14 protein-coding genes are annotated in these 16,968 nt (G+C 60.5%); 2 read left to right on the forward strand and 12 right to left on the reverse strand.

Translation table 11 applies throughout. From position 1 onward, the window contains the following. Window positions 1-150: 150 nt before the first annotated feature. From urtE to urtA, 5 genes are all read right to left on the reverse strand, one after another. Window positions 151-846 (reverse strand): urea ABC transporter ATP-binding subunit UrtE, encoded by a 696-nt coding sequence (gene urtE / locus DTW90_RS03485; RefSeq protein WP_132518686.1) that lies wholly within the window; start codon window positions 844-846, stop codon window positions 151-153. A 208-nt stretch (window positions 847-1,054) separates the two neighbouring features. Then, a complete protein-coding gene (gene urtD, locus DTW90_RS03495) occupies window positions 1,055-1,810 on the reverse strand; it encodes an urea ABC transporter ATP-binding protein UrtD (RefSeq protein WP_149336431.1) in 756 nt (251 codons plus the stop codon). Window positions 1,811-1,813: 3 nt separating this feature from the next. Beyond that, window positions 1,814-2,974 carry an urea ABC transporter permease subunit UrtC gene (gene urtC / locus DTW90_RS03500; RefSeq protein ID WP_149336433.1) on the reverse strand — a complete coding sequence of 387 codons (1,161 nt, stop codon included), beginning with the start codon at window positions 2,972-2,974 and terminating at the stop codon, window positions 1,814-1,816. After that, window positions 2,971-4,596, reverse strand: a complete 1,626-nt coding sequence (gene urtB, locus DTW90_RS03505) for an urea ABC transporter permease subunit UrtB (protein ID WP_149336435.1) — start codon at window positions 4,594-4,596, stop codon at window positions 2,971-2,973. Before urtB ends, urtC begins: the two co-directional genes overlap by 4 nt. Window positions 4,597-4,861: 265 nt before the next feature. Then, the gene (gene urtA / locus DTW90_RS03510) at window positions 4,862-6,151 is read right to left on the reverse strand and encodes an urea ABC transporter substrate-binding protein (protein WP_149336437.1); all 1,290 of its coding nucleotides are present in this window, start codon (window positions 6,149-6,151) and stop codon (window positions 4,862-4,864) included. Window positions 6,152-6,367: 216 nt separating this feature from the next. Here urtA and DTW90_RS03515 point away from each other — a divergent pair, with 216 nt between their 5' ends. Together DTW90_RS03515 and DTW90_RS03520 are read left to right on the forward strand one after the other, a co-directional pair. Then, entirely contained in the window at window positions 6,368-9,757 is a 3,390-nt protein-coding gene (locus DTW90_RS03515; RefSeq protein WP_149336439.1) for an ATP-binding protein, read from the forward strand. After that, on the forward strand, window positions 9,750-10,673 hold the full coding sequence (locus tag DTW90_RS03520; RefSeq protein WP_149336441.1) for a response regulator transcription factor: 924 nt from the start codon (window positions 9,750-9,752) through the stop codon (window positions 10,671-10,673). Before DTW90_RS03515 ends, DTW90_RS03520 begins: the two co-directional genes overlap by 8 nt. Before the next feature lie 2 nt (window positions 10,674-10,675). Here the strand turns inward: DTW90_RS03520 and DTW90_RS03525 are convergent, their stop codons facing one another. The 7 genes from DTW90_RS03525 to DTW90_RS03555 all read right to left on the reverse strand — a co-directional run bounded on the left by DTW90_RS03525 (window position 10,676) and on the right by DTW90_RS03555 (window position 16,723). Then, window positions 10,676-11,014, reverse strand: a complete 339-nt coding sequence (locus tag DTW90_RS03525) for a hypothetical protein (RefSeq protein ID WP_188079869.1) — start codon at window positions 11,012-11,014, stop codon at window positions 10,676-10,678. A 175-nt stretch (window positions 11,015-11,189) separates the two neighbouring features. Then, window positions 11,190-12,317, reverse strand: coding sequence for a branched-chain amino acid ABC transporter substrate-binding protein (locus DTW90_RS03530; RefSeq protein ID WP_132518670.1), 1,128 nt, complete (start codon window positions 12,315-12,317; stop codon window positions 11,190-11,192). Between the two features lie 121 nt (window positions 12,318-12,438). Further along, window positions 12,439-12,792 (reverse strand): DUF6867 family protein, encoded by a 354-nt coding sequence (locus tag DTW90_RS03535; protein ID WP_132518668.1) that lies wholly within the window; start codon window positions 12,790-12,792, stop codon window positions 12,439-12,441. Window positions 12,793-12,816: 24 nt separating this feature from the next. Further along, on the reverse strand, window positions 12,817-13,545 hold the full coding sequence (locus DTW90_RS03540; RefSeq protein WP_149336445.1) for an ABC transporter ATP-binding protein: 729 nt from the start codon (window positions 13,543-13,545) through the stop codon (window positions 12,817-12,819). A gap of 1 nt (window position 13,546) precedes the next feature. After that, complete coding sequence (locus DTW90_RS03545; RefSeq protein WP_246664882.1) at window positions 13,547-14,425, reverse strand: ABC transporter ATP-binding protein; 879 nt, start codon at window positions 14,423-14,425, stop codon at window positions 13,547-13,549. Then, complete coding sequence (livM, locus tag DTW90_RS03550; RefSeq protein WP_132518664.1) at window positions 14,425-15,816, reverse strand: high-affinity branched-chain amino acid ABC transporter permease LivM; 1,392 nt, start codon at window positions 15,814-15,816, stop codon at window positions 14,425-14,427. Before livM ends, DTW90_RS03545 begins: the two co-directional genes overlap by 1 nt. A 4-nt stretch (window positions 15,817-15,820) precedes the next feature. Next, window positions 15,821-16,723 (reverse strand): branched-chain amino acid ABC transporter permease, encoded by a 903-nt coding sequence (locus DTW90_RS03555; protein ID WP_132518662.1) that lies wholly within the window; start codon window positions 16,721-16,723, stop codon window positions 15,821-15,823. Between the last annotated feature and the right edge of the window lie 245 nt (window positions 16,724-16,968).

Here is a 16,968-nt window from a genome sequence, read left to right on the forward strand (position 1 = left end):
CGTTCCACGGGCTTTACCGAACCCGTCTACCGAGACATTGACGCAATTTCCGTGCCTCATGCAGAAGCGAGCGCGCGTCGAAGACGCATGGAACGTCCGATGCACGAGACTGCACGATTTTTCAGCAGGGGATGAAATCTGCAGCACGGATCATACGGTCAGGTGACGCCTTGCTTCGGGCGTGTCCAAAGTTTCGGCAAGTCCCTCATGCATGATCACGCCGCGATCCATGATGTAGACGTAGTCGGCAAGCTCGCGGCAAAAATCGAGATATTGCTCGACGAGCAGGATCGCCATGCCGGTGGAGTCGCGTAGGTAGCGGATCGCCCGGCCGATATCCTTGATGATCGACGGCTGGATGCCCTCGGTCGGCTCGTCAAGCACCAGGATCCTCGGCCGCATCACCAGCGCCCGGCCGATCGCCAGTTGCTGTTGCTGCCCGCCCGACAGATCGCCGCCGCGACGGCCGAGCATGGATTTCAGCACCGGGAAGAGATTGTAGATGTCGTCAGGGATGTTCTTGTCCTTGCGGCCGACCGGCGCAAACCCCGTTTCCAGATTTTCCTTGACGGTGAGCAGCGGGAAGATCTCGCGCCCCTGCGGGACGTAACCGATACCCTGCTTGGCGCGCGCAAACGGCGCCATGCCGTTCAGCTTCACCTCGTTGAAGGTGACGCTGCCGCCCGATAAAGCGTGTTGGCCGGTGACGGCCCGCAGCAGCGAGCTCTTGCCGACGCCGTTTCGCCCGAGAACACAGGTGATCTTGCCCATCTCGGCCTTGATCGAGATGCCGCGCAGCGCCTGGGCGGCGCCGTAGTGGAGGTTGGCGTTTTCGACTTTCAGCATGGCTGTCCCCTATGATGGTTTGAGGCTGGGACGCCCCCCTCTGCCCTGCCAGGCATCTCCGCCACAGGTGGGGAGATCGGCTGGGCGCACCCGCTCGCTCCAACGTTCATGGATTGGTGAGACGCCCGCCACGAGTCAATCTCCCCCCTTGTGGCGGAGATGCCCGGCAGGGCAGAGGGGGGTATCACGCGCACAACACTCATCCCCATCACCGCCCCAGATAATTCTCGATCACCTTCGGATCGCTGCTGACGAAATCGATCGATCCCTCGGCCAGCACCGAGCCTTCCGCCAAGCACGTCACCTTGACGCCGAGGTCTCGGATGAAGCCCATGTCGTGTTCCACCACGACGACGGAGCGGGTCTTGGCGATCTCCTTCAGCAGGATCGCCGTCTCGGCCGTCTCCGCATCAGTCATGCCGGCGACCGGTTCGTCGACGAGCAGCAGTTTCGGCTCCTGTGCCAGCAGCATACCGATCTCCAGCCATTGCTTCTGGCCGTGCGAAAGATTGGCGGCGAGTTCGTCCTTGCGGTGATGCATGCGCACCGTATCGAGGATTTCATGGATGCGATTACGATCGGCATTGGAGAGCCGGTAGAACAGTGTCGAGAAGACGCCGCGCGAGCGGTTCAGCGCAAGTTCGATATTGTCCCAGACCGTATGGCTCTCGAAGACCGTGGGCTTCTGGAATTTCCGGCCAATGCCGAGTTGGGCGATGTCAGCCTCATCCTTCTTGGTCAGGTCGATGCTGCCGTTGAAGAAGACTTCGCCAGAATTCGGCCGCGTCTTGCCGGTGATGATGTCCATCATCGTCGTCTTGCCAGCGCCGTTCGGGCCGATAATGGCGCGCAGTTCGCCGGGTTCGATGACGATCGACAGCGCATTCAACGCCTTGAAGCCGTCGAAGGAGACCGAGACGTTGTTGAGGTAGAGCATGCTGGTGGGTTTGCCGTCCGGAATCATGGTCTACTCCGCCGCCTGGATTTTCTTGTCGCTCTCGCCGTCTTCCGCCTCGGCCGAGGCCTTGCGCAGGCGCCGCCCGCCCGCCCCGTAGCTCATGATCGTGCCGACGACGCCGCGCGGCAGGAAGAGCGTGACGAGGACGAAGAGGCCGCCCAGCGCAAACAGCCAGAAATCGGGAAACAGGCCGGTAAAGATCGTCTTGCCGCCATTGACGAGGATCGCGCCGATGATCGGGCCGATCAGGGTGGCGCGGCCGCCGACCGCCGTCCAGATGACGACCTCGATCGAATTGGCGGGGGCAAATTCGCCGGGATTGATGATGCCGATCTGCGGCACGTAGAGCGCGCCGGCGACACCCGCCATCATCGCCGAGACGACGAAGGTGAAGAGCTTGATATGCTCGACGCGGTAGCCAAGGAAGCGCGTGCGGCTTTCGGCATCGCGCACGCCGACGAGCACCTTGCCGAACTTGGAGCGCACGATCGCCGAGGAAAGCATCAGCGAGATCGCCAGCATGATGGCGGTCGCGGCAAAGAGCGCGGCGCGCGTGCCGTCGGCCTGGATGTTGAAGCCGAGGATATCTTTGAAGTCGGTCAGGCCGTTATTGCCGCCGAAGCCCATGTCGTTGCGGAAAAAGGCGAGCAGCAGCGCATACGTCATGGCCTGCGTGATGATCGACAGATAGACGCCGTTGACACGTGAGCGGAAGGCGAACCAGCCGAAGACGAAGGCGAGCAGGCCGGGTGCTGCAAAGACCATCAGCACGGCGAACCAGAAATGATCGAAGCCGTACCAGAACCAGGGCAATGCCTTGTAGTTCAGAAACACCATGAAATCGGGCAATATCGGATTGCCGTAGGTGCCGCGCGAACCGATCTGGCGCATCAGATACATGCCCATCGCATAACCACCGAGCGCAAAGAAGGCGCCGTGGCCGAGCGAAAGGATGCCGCAGAAGCCCCAGACGAGATCGAGCGCCAGCGCCAGCAGCGCATAGGTCAGATACTTGCCGAACAGCGACATCAGATAGGTCGGAATGTGCAGCGGGCTCGTTTCCTGCGTCATGAGATTGGAGACGGGCACCAGCACAGCGACCGCCAGCAGGATAAGGATCGCGATGCTGATCTTGCGGTCCAGCGACCGCAGGAGGAAGGCCGTAATCATGCTTCCACCGCCCTTCCCTTGAGCGCGAACAGGCCGCGCGGACGTTTCTGGATGAAGAGGATGATGAGCACGAGCACCAGGATCTTGCCGAGAACGGCACCGGCATAGGGCTCTAGGAACTTATTGAGAATGCCGAGCGAGAAGGCGCCGACCAGCGTGCCCCAGAGATTGCCGACGCCGCCGAAGACCACGACCATGAAGCTGTCGATGATGTAGTTCTGGCCGAGATTGGGCGAGACGTTGTCGATCTGGGAAAGCGCGACACCCGCCATGCCGGCGATCGCCGATCCGAGCGCGAAGGTGAAGGCATCCACCCAGGGCGTGCGGATACCCATGGAGGAGGCCATGCGCCGGTTCTGCGTCACCGCCCGCATCTGCAGCCCGAAGGACGAGCGCTTGAGCAGCATCAGCAGGGCGAAAAAGACCGCGAGCGAGAAGACGATGATCCAGGCACGGTTCCAGGTGACGCTCATATAGCCGACGTCGAAGGAACCGGACATCCAGGAGGGATTGCCGACCTCCTGATTGGTCGGCCCGAAGATCGAACGCACAGCCTGCTGCAGGATCAGCGAAATGCCCCAGGTGGCGAGCAGCGTTTCCAGCGGCCGGCCATAGAGGAAACGGATAACGCAGCGCTCGATGACCAGCCCGACCGCGCCCGTGACGATGACGGCAACCGGCAGCGCGATCGCCAGCGACCAGTCGAAGAGACCGGGGAAGGAGGAGCGGATGATCGCCTGCACGACATAGGTCGAATAGGCGCCCAGCATGACCATCTCGCCATGCGCCATGTTGATGATGCCCATGACGCCGAAGGTAATGGCAAGGCCGATGGCGGCGAGCAGCAGCACCGAGCCGAGCGACAGTCCGTACCATACGTTCTGCACGCCGTCCCAGATCGCCAGTTTCTCCTGCACGCTTTTGATCGCCGCGGCGACATCGGGCTTCAAGCTGTCATCGACGGAAATGGCGGACAGAATGCCGATGGCATCGCGGCCACCCTCCTCGCGGATCGCCTGGATCGCCGCCTTCTTGTCATCGATCGACCGGTCGGAGGAGAGGATGGCGACAGAGCGTGCCTTGTCGAGAGCACTGCGGATCTCGCTGTCCTTCTCGCTCTTCAGCGCGGTTTCGATGGCCTCGAGGCTGTCGGCGCTAGGAGCTTTCAGGATGGATTCGGCGGCTTCGAGCCGGACACCGCGATCCGGGCTCATCAGCGTCAGGCCGCCGATCGCCGCGCGGATCGAGCGGCGCAGATTGTTGTTGACCTTGATCTTGGTCAGGTTGCCCTTGTTTTCCTGACCGACCTTCTCGCCGCTGATGGGATCTATGATGGCAAGGTCGAAGGAGCCGGCGGGCTTGGTCATGAAGACCTGGTTGTCCGACTTGCGGACATAGAGATCGCCGTTGGAGAAGGCTTCGAGGGCTGGCACGATCTTCGCATCGCCCGTCTTGGCGAGGTTCTTCACGATCTCGTCGGCCTGCTGGAAATTCGCCGGGCCGAGGGAATTGATCAGGCCATGCGGATCGTCCTGCGCCCTCAAGCCGCCGACGGCGAGGACGCAAAGAAGAAAGCCGGCCGATATCGCCAGGCCTATGCGATAAACGAATGTGTCGAACATGGCGCCGTCCCCTCGGATTGCCGGGTTGGTGCGTGCGGCTCAAAGACCCCTCCCCAACCCCTCCCCACAAGGAGGAGGGGCTCGCCCGCCGCACCGTCTGCGTCCCCATGAAAGCGAGCGGGCGCCGCGGGTCTTCTCCCCCTTGTGAGGGAGATGCCCGGCAGGGCAGAGAGGGTCTTGCAGCCAAACGCACTTACCTCGGCCTCAGACTGCTACGGGCAAAAAATCCTGCCCGCGGCCTTTTTCATTATCGAGCCGGAGCCGATCAGGAGCCCTTGCCGCCGCACTTGCCTGTCGAGACGTTGAAGTTGCCGCACTTCATCGGCGCCAGCCAATCGGACATCAGGTCCTTGGAGTCGGGCAGATAGTCGGACCATTCGTCGCCGATGACCTCGGGGGTCTGGGAGACGACGTCGAACTGGCCGTTGTCCTGGATTTCGCCGATCAAAACCGGCTTGGTGATGTAGTGGTTCGGCATCATCGTCGCGATGCCGCCCGTCAGGTTCGGAACGGAAACGCCCGGCAGCGCGTCGATGACCTTGTCCGGATCTGTCGTGCCGGCCTTTTCGACGGCCTTCACCCACATGTTGAAGCCGATATAGGCAGCTTCCATCGGGTCGTTCGTTACCCGTTTGTCGTTCTTCGTATAGGCGTGCCATTCCTTGATGAATTCGGCATTGGCAGGCGTATCGACGGATTCGAAGTAGTTCCAGGCGGCGAGATGGCCGACCAGCGGCTTCGTGTCCATGCCGGAGAGTTCTTCCTCGCCGACCGAGAAGGCGACGACGGGAATGTCTTCAGCCTTGACGCCCTGGTTGCCGAGTTCCTTGTAGAAGGGAACGTTGGCGTCGCCGTTGATCGTCGAGACGACGGCAGTCTTCTTGCCGGCACCACCGAAGGACTTGATCTTCGAGACTTCCGTCTGCCAGTCGGAGAAGCCGAACGGCGTGTAGTTGACGATGATGTCTTCGTCCTTGACGCCCTTGGACTTCAGATAGGCTTCGAGGATCTTGTTGGTCGTGCGCGGGTAGACATAGTCCGTGCCTTCGAGAACCCAGCGCTGAACGCCTTCGTTCTGCATCAGGTAATCGACAGCCGGGATCGCCTGCTGGTTTGGAGCGGCACCCGTGTAGAAGACGTTGCGCTCGGATTCCTCACCCTCGAACTGAACAGGGTAGAAGAGGATCGAATTCAGCTCCTTGAAAACAGGGAGGACCGACTTGCGCGAAACGGAAGTCCAGCAACCGAAGACGGCCGAAACCTTGTCCTTCTCGACCAGTTCGCGCGCCTTTTCGGCAAAGAGCGGCCAGTCGGAAGCCGGATCGACGACGACAGGCTCGAGCTTCTTGCCGAGAACGCCGCCCTTCTTGTTCTGCTCGTCGATGAGCATCAGCATGGCGTCTTTCAGCGTCGTCTCGGAAATCGCCATCGTGCCGGAAAGCGAATGCAGCACGCCGACCTTGATCGTGTCGTCGGCGGCAAAGACGCCGTGAAGCGCGGTCGTCGACATTACGGCGGCGAGAAGTGCGGCAGAGATCTGTGCCTTGAGTTTCATGATAGTTCCCCTCTTTTAGGCAGTTCAGCGGCTTTTAACGAAGGTTAACCGCTGCCTGGGGGAACTATCCGGTGCTGCGCTGCAAAACCGTATACGCAATTTGACGTAGGCGCCGGGGGGAAATGTGCAGTTTTATGCTGCCCTGCACTCTTAAGCGACCTTCCGATCCGTGTTACGACATCATGACAGGCTGAAGGAAGAGCTTGAAGGAGAGGCATGGCAGCGCGGCAACGCATCATTCCAGTCAGGCGCGAATATAACCGCTGGGTCGCCAACCAGACACTGGAAGACTATGCGCTGCGTTTCACCGCCAAGAGTGCCCGGCAATTCTCCTCGCAGCGCATTTCGCAGACTGCGATTGGCGCCATCTCCTTCCTGGCGCTGGAAGCGATCGGCGGTGCCATCACCCTCTCCTACGGCACGACCAATGCCTTTTTCGCCATCATCGTTGCCTCGATCGCCATGCTCGCGATCGGCCTGCCGATCAGCCGCTATGCCATCCGCCACGGCGTCGATATCGACCTCCTGACGCGCGGCGCGAGCTTCGGCTATATCGGCTCGACCATCACCTCGCTGATCTATGCAAGCTTCACCTTCATGCTGTTTGCGATCGAGGCCTCGATCATGTCCGGCGCGCTGGAACTGACGCTCGGCATCCCGCTGTGGATCGGCTATATCCTTAGCGCCTGCATGGTCATTCCGCTGGTCACGCACGGCGTGAGACTGATCAGCCGCTTCCAGCTCCTGACCCAGCCTTTCTGGATCGTGCTGAACGTCCTGCCCTTCATCTTCATCGCCTTCTCCGACTGGCAGAAATTCGATGTCTGGCGCGCCTTTGCCGGCATCCACCATTCCTCCGGCCCTGCAGGCACCATCGCGCCCTTCGATCTCGTCGAATTCGGCGCCGCCTCCGCAGTCATCCTCGCCCTGATGTCGCAGATCGGCGAACAGGCCGACTTCCTGCGCTTCCTGCCGCCGGAAGGCCATCGCAAATGGCGCCATCTGCTGGCGATCTTCCTCGCCGGACCTGGCTGGGTCATCATCGGTGCGCCGAAGCTGATGGCCGGCTCCTTCCTCGTCGTGCTGACGCTGACATCGGGCGTGCCCGCCGATCGCGCCGCCGATCCGGCGCAGATGTATCTGACGGCCTTCGGCTACATGATCCCCTGGCATAACGCGGCGCTGCTGCTGATGGCCGCCTTCGTCATGGTCTCGCAGCTGAAGATCAACGTCATGAACGCCTATGCGGGGTCGCTCGCCTGGTCGAATTTCTTCTCGCGGCTGACGCATAGCCATCCGGGCCGGGTCATCTGGCTCGTCTTCAACGTCGCTATCGCGCTTCTCCTGATGGAGCTCGGCATCTATCGGCTGCTGGAGGAAACGCTCGGCATCTTCTCGATCGTCGCCATGGCCTGGCTCTGCACAATCTCCGCCGATCTCTTCATCAACAAGCCGCTCGGCCTTGCCCCTCCGGGCATCGAGTTCAAGCGCGCGCATCTCTACGATATCAACCCCGTCGGCCTCGGCGCCATGACGCTGTCCGCAACGATCTCGCTGATCGCCCATTTCGGCGCTTTCGGCGCGGTCGCCGACTCGCTCGCCCCCTATATCACGCTGGTCATCGCCTTTGCCGCCTCGCCCGCCATCGCCTGGGCGACCAGGGGCAAGTTCTATCTCGCCCGCAAGCCGCGCCAAAGCTGGAAGAACCTCACCAGCATCACCTGCTCGATCTGCGAACATCCCTTCGAGCCGGAGGACATGGCCTGGTGCCCGGCCTATGCCGCCCCGATCTGCTCGCTCTGCTGCTCGCTCGACAGCCGCTGCCACGACATGTGCAAGCCGAAGGCGCATTTCAACGCGCAGGTCGGCACGGTCGCGAAGACGCTGCTGCCCATTGCCATCGTCGAGAAACTGACGACGCGTCTCGGCCGCTACGGCATCGCCGTTGTCCTTGCGCTAACAGCCGTCGGCGCGATCCTCGCCATGATCGCCCATCAGGTCGGCTCGGCCTTACCGGAGACGGCAGAGGTCGTCGATCGCACGATCTTGATCGTCTTCTTCGTCTTCGCCGTCATTTCCGGCGTGGTCTGCTGGTTCTATGTGCTGGCCCATGACAGCCGCGTGGTGGCCGAGGAGGAATCTTCGCGCCAGAACACGCTACTTTTGAAGGAAATCGCCGCCCACAAGAAGACGGATGCGGCGCTGCAAAGCGCCAAGGAGGCGGCGGAAGCGGCCAACCGCGCCAAGAGCCGCTATGTCGTCGGCCTCAGCCACGAGTTGCGCACGCCGCTGAACGCCGTACTCGGCTATGCCCAGATCCTGGAACGCGACGAGACGATTCCGGCGCCCCGGCAATCCTCGATCAAGGTCATCCGCCGCTCGGCCGAGCATCTCTCCGGCCTGATCGACGGCCTGCTGGATATTTCCAAGATCGAGGCCGGCCGACTGCAGGTCTATTCCAACGAGATCAACATCCGCGACTTCCTCGACCAGATCGTCGATATGTTCCGCCCACAAGCGATAGCCAAAGGCCTGGAATTCGTCGATACCCGCGCGCCCAGCCTTCCCGATTTCGTGCGCACCGATGAAAAACGCCTTCGCCAGATCCTCGTCAACCTTCTCTCCAACGCGATCAAATTTACCGACCACGGCAGCGTCACTTTCGATGTCGCCTATCGCAGCCAGGTCGCGACCTTTTCCGTTGCCGATACCGGCAGAGGGATTGCGGAGAAGGATCTCGGCCGCATCTACGAGCCATTCCAGCGCGGCGAGGCAGACAGCGTCCGTCCCATGCCCGGCCTCGGCCTCGGCCTCACCATCACCCAGCTCCTGACCAACACGCTTGGCGGCGAAATCTCCGTCGCCAGCGAAAAGGACAAGGGCTCGACCTTCCGCGTCCGCCTGATGCTGTCGGGCGTCCACCGCCAGATGAAGCCGCCGGCACAGGAGCAGAAGATCTCGGGCTATGACGGCCCCCGCCGCACCATCGTCGTCGTCGATGACAATGAGGATCACCGCGAGCTGATGCGCGAGGTGCTGGTGCCGCTCGACTTCGTGGTGCTGACAGCGGCGAGCGGCCCGGATTGCCTGACCTTGATCGAGGGCATCAAGCCCGACCTCTTCCTCGTCGATATTTCCATGCCGGGCATGAACGGCTGGCAGCTCGTCTCTCGTCTCAGGGAGAGCGGCCAGACGGCGCCGATCCTGATGCTGTCGGCCAATATTGGCGATGCCGCGGCCACACAGGGTAGCGACGACAGTCATAACGACGCCATTGCCAAGCCTGTCGATATCCGCCAGATCCGCGACAAGCTCGCTTTGCATCTCGGTCTGAAGTGGACCTACGCCGATCCGCAGGCGACCCCTATCCCCAAGCCACCACCACCGCTAAGAACCCCCGGCATCGCGCATGTGCAGGAGTTGATCCGCCTCGGCGAAATCGGCTATGTCAGGGGCATCGACGCAAAGCTCACCGAGCTTGCCGCGCTCGATGAAAACCAGCCCTTCACGACAGCGCTCCGCCCCTATGTCCAGGCCTTCGATCTCGACGGCTTCCTGGCTTTCCTGAAGACATTCGACGACGAAAAGGTAGAACCGCTTGGCTGAACCCGCCCTTCCCCGCGATATCGTTCTGCTGGTGGATGATTCCCCGGACGCGCTCGGATTCCTGACGGATGCGCTGGAGCAATCCGGCTTTTCCGCGCTGATCGCGACATCAGGGCAGGCAGCGCTGAACATCGTCGAGCGCATCACGCCCGATATCATCCTGCTCGATGCCGTCATGCCTTCCATGGATGGCTTCGAGACCTGCCGGCGCATCAAAGCCAATGCCGCGATCAGCCAGGTCCCCGTCATCTTCATGACCGGGCTGACGGAGACCGAGCATGTCGTCCACGCGCTGGAATCGGGCGGCGTCGATTATCTGACGAAGCCGATCAATGTCGATGAGCTGCGCGCGCGTATCCGCGTCCACCTGCGCAACGCTCGTTCCGCCCAGAGCGCCCGCGTCGCCCTCGACGCCGCCGGCCGCCATCTGCTCGCGGTGCGCAGCGACGGCTCCATCCACTGGTCGACGCCGCAGGCGACCCGCCTCGTGAATGCCGCGACGGGCAGCGACGATGGCCTCGATGTCGTCGTCCGCGAAATCAGCGCCTTCATGCGCGAGCGCAACAAGGCCGGCGCGCCGCGCGACAACGCTCTTTCGATCAGCCACGGCGGCCAGTCCGCGCTGCAGCTCGCCTTTCTCGGCACGATCGGCCCGGACGAACATCTCTTCCGCCTCACCGCGTCGAGCAAGCGCAGCGACGACGAAATCCTGCGCCAACATTTTTCGCTGACCCAGCGCGAATCCGAAGTGCTGCTCTGGATCGCCAAGGGCAAGGCCAATCGCGACATCGGCGAAATCCTCGGCCTCTCGGCCCGCACGGTGAACAAGCATCTGGAGCAGATTTATGTGAAGCTCGGCGTCGAAAACCGCGCCTCGGCTGCGGTCAAGGCGGCGCATGTGCTGCATGAGATTTGAGGCTAGCGCTGCGACGGCCGACCAGCATCGCTTGCGGCGCGCTTGATCAGTTCCCTGGCGTTTGCAGCTGCCTTATCGAGCCCGATCCTGCGCTTGCCCTGGCCGATTTGGCTTCGATACTGATCGAACGAGATTACGCTGGACCGCTCCCGAATGATTGTACCTTCGTCGCGAGACAGCTCGAAACAAGCAACCGAGTGATCGTCGATCAACACCGCATAGATGTCTTCGCCCTGTTCGGGAATGTGAGCAAGCAGATGGTAGACCGAACCTTCGCCGCCGAGGTCCAACGCAGCCTGCACAAGGATATCGTCCTGTCGACCTGCGGACGGCAGCAACAACGATAGTTTATCCCTGTCGTCGAGACGATTTGGCGACATCATTTTTAGACGGCTACTGCTTCACCTTGCGTCGCAACAGTTAAGCTGAATTCCATCAAATTCAAACCGCCACCAAAAGAAAGAAGCCCGGCACATGGCCGGGCTCCCGATAGATTGGCTTGTCTGGCGTTCAGCCTTACTTCGCAGCAGCCTGCTGGAAGTAGCTGTACTTGCCATCCGGGCCCTTCTTCCACTCGTACATGACGTAGCCGGGAAGCTTCGGGTCGCCCTTGTCGTCGAAGGAGATGTCGCCGAGAACGGTCGGGAACGGTCCCTTTTCCTTCATGGCCTTGGCCACTGCTTCAGGGTCGGTCGAGCCGGCGGCCTTGGCAGCGCCTGCGATCGTCTGCATCGCAGCGTAGGAATAGAGCGTGTAGGCTTCCGGGTTGAAGCCAGCAGCCTTGAACTTCGCAACCAGATCCTTGTTGGCCGGGTTGACCGTCGGATCCGGGCCGAAGGTGTTCAGCGTGCCTTCTACGGCGTCGCCGGCGATCGAAGCCAGTTCGTTCGAAACGATACCGTCGCCCGAAACGAGCGTAGCCTTCAGGCCCTGGTCCTTGGCCTGGCGGATGATGAGACCGGCTTCGGTGTGCAGACCGCCCCAATAGATGATCGAGACGCCAGCTTCCTTCATCTTCGCGATGAGGGCCGAGAAGTCCTTGTCGCCGACATTGATGCCTTCGTACATGACTTCCTTGAGACCGTCGGCATTCATGGTCTTCTTGGTTTCATCGGCAAGGCCCTGACCGTAAGGCGTCTTGTCGTGAACGATTGCGATCTTCTTGTCCTTGAAGTGATCAGCCAGATACTTGCCGGCGATGCCACCCTGCTGGTCGTCACGACCGCAGGTACGGAACGTGTTCCAGAGGCCGCGCTCGGTAAAGGTCGGGTTGGTCGCAGCAGGCGTGATTTCAAGAACGCCGTTTTCGGCATAGACTTCCGACGCCGGGATGGAAACGCCCGAGTTGAAGTGACCGATCACGAACTTCACGCCATCGGCAACGAACTTGTTCGCGACCGAGATGCCCTGCTTCGGATCCGAAACGTCGTCGCCGAGCTCGATCTTGATCTGTTCGCCGTTGATACCACCGGCGGCATTGATGTCTGCGGCAGCCTGCTCAGCACCCTTCTGGAGCTGTGCGCCGAAGGCAGCGTTTGGACCGGTCAGCGGGCCGCCGACGGCAATGAGGATGTCGGCCTTGGCGATACCACCGAAAGCCATGATGGCCGTCAGAGCCACTGCCGACAGAAGAGACTTCTTCATATTGTTACTCCCAGTTTTTGGGTGGGTTCGGACCCTAGACCCGGTGCATTACCCACCATTGCCTGCACCGGGGAAGCTGTTCCACTTTTTTGGGCAATTGATGCCCAGTTTAAACTGGCTGTCAATGTTTGTTCTTCCACGAAAACGCGGATGTTTTTTCGTACAGCCAGTAATAGTTGTTGACCATCTGATTGGTGCGGCGATAGCGGAATCCCGCGGTCGAAAAGACCAGCAGCAGCACGAAATCGATGATGTAATAGAAGGCGCTGAGGAAGGGTCCATCGAACAGGGCGTGATGCAGGAACTGCATCGCCGCCGCCAGGAGGATCGTATAGACGATCACCAACGGATAGTTACCCCAGCCTTCGGCAACGGCCTTGCCGGCCCGCCAAGCGGTCCAGAAGCCGATGAGGACGACCAACGCCCGGATAACCAGACGGACACCGGTATCATCCTCGAAAAACAGTCCCTGCATATCAAACTCTCCCCTGCGCGACGCTCAATGCCGTCCACCTTCGAGATAGGCGGCGCGCACTTCAGGATTGGCAAGGAGTTCCTTGCCGGAGCCACTCATCGTGACCTTGCCGTTCACCATCACGTAGGCACGGTGCGAAAGCCTGAGGGCCGCGAACGCGTTCTGCTCGACCAGGAACACGGTGAGGCCTTCCTTCTCGTTGAGCGCCTTGATTGCCTCGAAGATGCCCTTGACGATCAGCGGCGCCAGACCGAGCGACGGTTCGTCCAGCAAAAGCAGCTTGGGGCGCGCCATTAATGCGCGGCCGATCGACAGCATCTGCTGCTCGCCGCCCGAAAGCGTGCCGCCGCGCTGCGCATGGCGCTCCTTCAGACGCGGAAACATCGTGAAGATTTTTTCCAGGTCCTCGTTGAAATGTTTGAGCTTGTCGAGACCGGCGCCCATCTGAAGATTTTCCATCACGGTCATGCGCGGGAAGATGCGGCGCCCTTCCGGCGACTGCGCGATACGCAGCCTTGCAATCTCATGCGTCGGCAGGCGGGTAATGTCGCGGCCCTCGAAGATGATAGAGCCATTGCGCGCCTGCGGGCTGCCGCAGATCGTCATCATCAGGGTCGACTTTCCGGCACCGTTCGCACCGATCAGGCTGACGATCTCGCCGCTTTTTACCTCAACGTCGACGCCTGCAAGTGCGCGAATATTGCCGTAGTAGGTCTCGACGCCCTGTACCTTGAGAAGTGGTTGGCTTGTCATATTAGTTTGCGCCCCCTTCGAGGTGCTCGACGGCGGCAATTACCTCGCCCACTTCATCATCCTCTACGCCGAGATAGGCCGCGATCACGCGTGGATCGTTCTTGACCTGCTCCGGCGTTCCATCCGAAATCTTCTGGCCGTATTCGAGCACGACCACGTGGTCGGAAATTTCCATGACCACGGACATGTCATGCTCGATCAGCAGGATCGAGGTGCCGGTATCGGCACGAATGCTGCGCAGCAATGCGTTAAGGGCAGCCGATTCGCGCGGATTGAGGCCTGCAGCCGGCTCGTCCAGGCAAAGCAGCTCCGGACCCGTGCACATGGCGCGGGCGATTTCCAGCCTGCGCTGGGCGCCGTAGGGAAGATCGCCGGCCGGATCGTCGGCACGATCGATCAGTTCGGCCTTTTCCAGCCAATGGCGCGCAAGCTCGATCGCCGCTGCGGCTTCCTTCTTGTAAGGACCGATGCCGAGAAGACCGAGGATCGTATAGCCCGAGGCCTTCATCAGCTTGTTGTGCTGCGCGACCAGCAGATTTTCCAGAACCGTGAGGCCGGAAAACAGGCGGATGTTCTGGAAGGTACGGGCGACCTTGGCTTCCTTGGTGATGCGGAAGTCCGGCAGCCGCTCCAGCAGAAACTGCTTTCCGCTTTTCTGCTGCATGGTGATCATGCCCATCGTCGGCTTGTAGAAGCCGGTAATGCAGTTGAAGACCGTCGTCTTGCCGGCACCGTTCGGGCCGATCAGCGCGGTAATGTCGCCGCGCTTGGCTTCGAACGAGAAGTCGTTGATGGCCATCAGGCCGCCGAAGCGCATCGACAGGTGCTCGACCTTGAGCAGGGTATCGCTGGACATGGTTGTTGCTTCTGCAGCGCTCATCAGCCATGGCCCTCCTTGGTAAAGCTTCCAGAAACGGCCTTGCGCTCCTTGAGGAAGGCGGTCGGTTCTCGCGAGCCGACGAAGCCGCGCGGCTTGAAGAGCATGACGATGACCATGGCAAGGCCGAAGATCAGCATGCGGTAGAGTTCCGGCGTGAAATCATCGCCGAAGATCACCTTGAGGAAGTCCAGTTCACGCAGCAACTCGGTACCGCCGACCATAACCAGGGCAGCGATCGCGATACCGGTCAGCGACCCCATTCCGCCGAGAACGACGATGGCAAGGATGACGGCGGATTCGAGGAACACGAAGGATTCCGGCGAAACGAAGCCTTGGCGGGCTGCAAAGAACGAGCCTGCAAAACCGCCGAACATCGCACCGGTCGCAAAAGCGGTCAGCTTGGTCGTAACGGTATTGATGCCGAGGGAACGGCAGGCGATCTCATCTTCGCGAAGCGCCTCCCAAGCACGGCCGATCGGCATGCGGCGCAGACGGATCGTCACATAAGCCGTCAGCATGCAGAGCGCGAGGATGAGGTAGAAGAGGAAGATCTTGTAATAGGCCGACGACATCGGCAGGTGGAAAACCTTGGCAAACCCGCCGGCCGAGGCGTCGAACTTGATGCCGAACAGCGTCGCCTTCGGAATGCCCGATATACCGAAGGTACCCTTGGTAAGGTCGGTCCAGTTGATCAGCACCAGCCGGATGATTTCCCCGAAAGCGAGCGTGACGATCGCAAGATAATCGCCGCGCAGACGCAGAACCGGGAAGCCGAGAATGACGCCCCACAGAGCGGCAAAGATGCCGGAAAGCGGAAGCAGCAACCAGAAGGACAGGCCGAAATAGGTCGACAGCAGTGCGTAGGAATAGGCGCCGACCGCATAGAAGGCGACATACCCGAGATCGAGCAGACCGGCGAGACCGACGACGATGTTGAGCCCCCAGGCGAGCATCACGTAGATGAGGATCTGAATGCCGAAATTATCGACATATTTGAGCGATCCCTGAGCGCCGAACAGCTGGATGGCCGCAATCGGATAAAGCAGCAGGATGACAAGCACGATTTTGAGGAAGTGCTTGTGGAAGAAGCTCTTTTCCGTCGAAATCTCGAGTTCGCCGCGCTTTGCCTTCTCCAGCTTGCGCTGGTTGATGTGCGGCTGAATGAACACGATCATGGCGAAGCGGGCGACCGCGGCGATGGCAACGAAGATCGCCAGCAGTCCCCAGCGCTGAACGATGATCAGTTCGTTGTTGATGTTCTGATCGGTCTTGAGGCCGATATAGAGCACGAACATGCCGAGAGTGATGAGCGCCGTGTAAAAGGCTTCGGTAAGCCCTCGCCGGACAAGACCGGGAGCGGACTTGCCTGCAACAGTTCTTGAATTGTCCATGGCGTTAAACCTTCTCGACTTCCGGCCGTCCCAGGATACCTGTCGGCTTGAAAATCAGTACGAAAGCCAGGATCGCAAAGGTTGCGACATCCTTGTAGGCGATGGTGAAATAGGCCGACCACAAGGATTCGATGAGCCCGATCATGAGCCCGCCGAGCACGGCGCCGGGAAGCGAACCGATGCCGCCGAGAACGGCCGCCGTAAAGGCCTTTACGCCTGGCGTAAAACCGTCGGTGAACGAGGCAACGCCGTAGTACATCAGGTACATCGTGCCTGCGACGGCCGCGAGCGCTGCACCCATGATGAAGGTGACGGAGATCGTCTGGTCGACATTGATGCCGAGAAGAGCGGCCATCTTGCGATCCTGCTCGGTTGCGCGCTGCGCACGTCCCAGCGAGGTATGGTTGACCAGATACCAGAAGACCGTCAGCAGCACGCCCGTGATGACGAGGATGATGATCTGCTTCAGCGAGATCGCCACGCCTTCGACGGTGAAGACCTCGCCGACGAGCTGCGGGATCGGCTTGTTGCGCGGGCCCTGGGCAACCTGGATGAAGTTCGAAAGCGTGATCGACATGCCGATCGCGGTGATCAGCGGCGCCAGGCGGAACGAACCGCGCAACGGGCGATAAGCGACCCGCTCGATGACCCAGTTCCACAGGCTCGTCATCAGCATGGCGACGACCAACATCACCAGAAGCAGGACGGCTACCGGCAGACCTGCGAAGAGACCGACGAGAACGAGATAGACAATGAGGGCGGCAAACCCGCCTAGCATGAAAACGTCGCCATGAGCAAAGTTGATCATACCGACAATGCCGTAAACCATCGTATAGCCAATAGCCACAAGGCCATAGATGGATCCGAGAGTCAGCCCGTTAAGGAGCTGCTGTACGAAGTACTCCATATATCATTTCCCCTGGATGCGATGAATATGTCGCATCTCTTATTTGTTCAGGCTTACCTCTTGAGGAGGCATCCCATTGGCTCGATTCCATAACGTTTTCGAAGGAAATGTGAAGCCAAAAAGGCGGGAAATTGACAAATTCTTTTCAAACGGCCGTGAGGTGGTGCATTTGAGGCCAGACTTGACAGAAAAAGAGCACCGTTTGTCTCAAAAATAGACACTTGGTGTAAAAAATTATTTGAAGC

It is taken from the genome of Neorhizobium sp. P12A (genome assembly GCF_008365395.1).
Classification (GTDB): domain Bacteria; phylum Pseudomonadota; class Alphaproteobacteria; order Rhizobiales; family Rhizobiaceae; genus Rhizobium.

What these genes read in the sequence shown, in the direction of transcription:
- DTW90_RS03545 (WP_246664882.1), bottom strand. Translation starts at nt 14,425, where the DNA reads ATGAGCGCTGCAGAAGCAACAACCATGTCCAGCGATACCCTGCTCAAG.
- urtA (WP_149336437.1), bottom strand. Translation starts at nt 6,151, where the DNA reads ATGAAACTCAAGGCACAGATCTCTGCCGCACTTCTCGCCGCCGTAATG.
- DTW90_RS03530 (WP_132518670.1), bottom strand. Translation starts at nt 12,317, where the DNA reads ATGAAGAAGTCTCTTCTGTCGGCAGTGGCTCTGACGGCCATCATGGCT.
- DTW90_RS03535 (WP_132518668.1), bottom strand. Translation starts at nt 12,792, where the DNA reads ATGCAGGGACTGTTTTTCGAGGATGATACCGGTGTCCGTCTGGTTATC.
- DTW90_RS03555 (WP_132518662.1), bottom strand. Translation starts at nt 16,723, where the DNA reads ATGGAGTACTTCGTACAGCAGCTCCTTAACGGGCTGACTCTCGGATCC.
- DTW90_RS03540 (WP_149336445.1), bottom strand. Translation starts at nt 13,545, where the DNA reads ATGACAAGCCAACCACTTCTCAAGGTACAGGGCGTCGAGACCTACTAC.
- urtC (WP_149336433.1), bottom strand. Translation starts at nt 2,974, where the DNA reads ATGATTACGGCCTTCCTCCTGCGGTCGCTGGACCGCAAGATCAGCATC.
- urtD (WP_149336431.1), bottom strand. Translation starts at nt 1,810, where the DNA reads ATGATTCCGGACGGCAAACCCACCAGCATGCTCTACCTCAACAACGTC.
- DTW90_RS03515 (WP_149336439.1), top strand. Translation starts at nt 6,368, where the DNA reads ATGGCAGCGCGGCAACGCATCATTCCAGTCAGGCGCGAATATAACCGC.
- urtE (WP_132518686.1), bottom strand. Translation starts at nt 846, where the DNA reads ATGCTGAAAGTCGAAAACGCCAACCTCCACTACGGCGCCGCCCAGGCG.
- livM (WP_132518664.1), bottom strand. Translation starts at nt 15,816, where the DNA reads ATGGACAATTCAAGAACTGTTGCAGGCAAGTCCGCTCCCGGTCTTGTC.
- urtB (WP_149336435.1), bottom strand. Translation starts at nt 4,596, where the DNA reads ATGTTCGACACATTCGTTTATCGCATAGGCCTGGCGATATCGGCCGGC.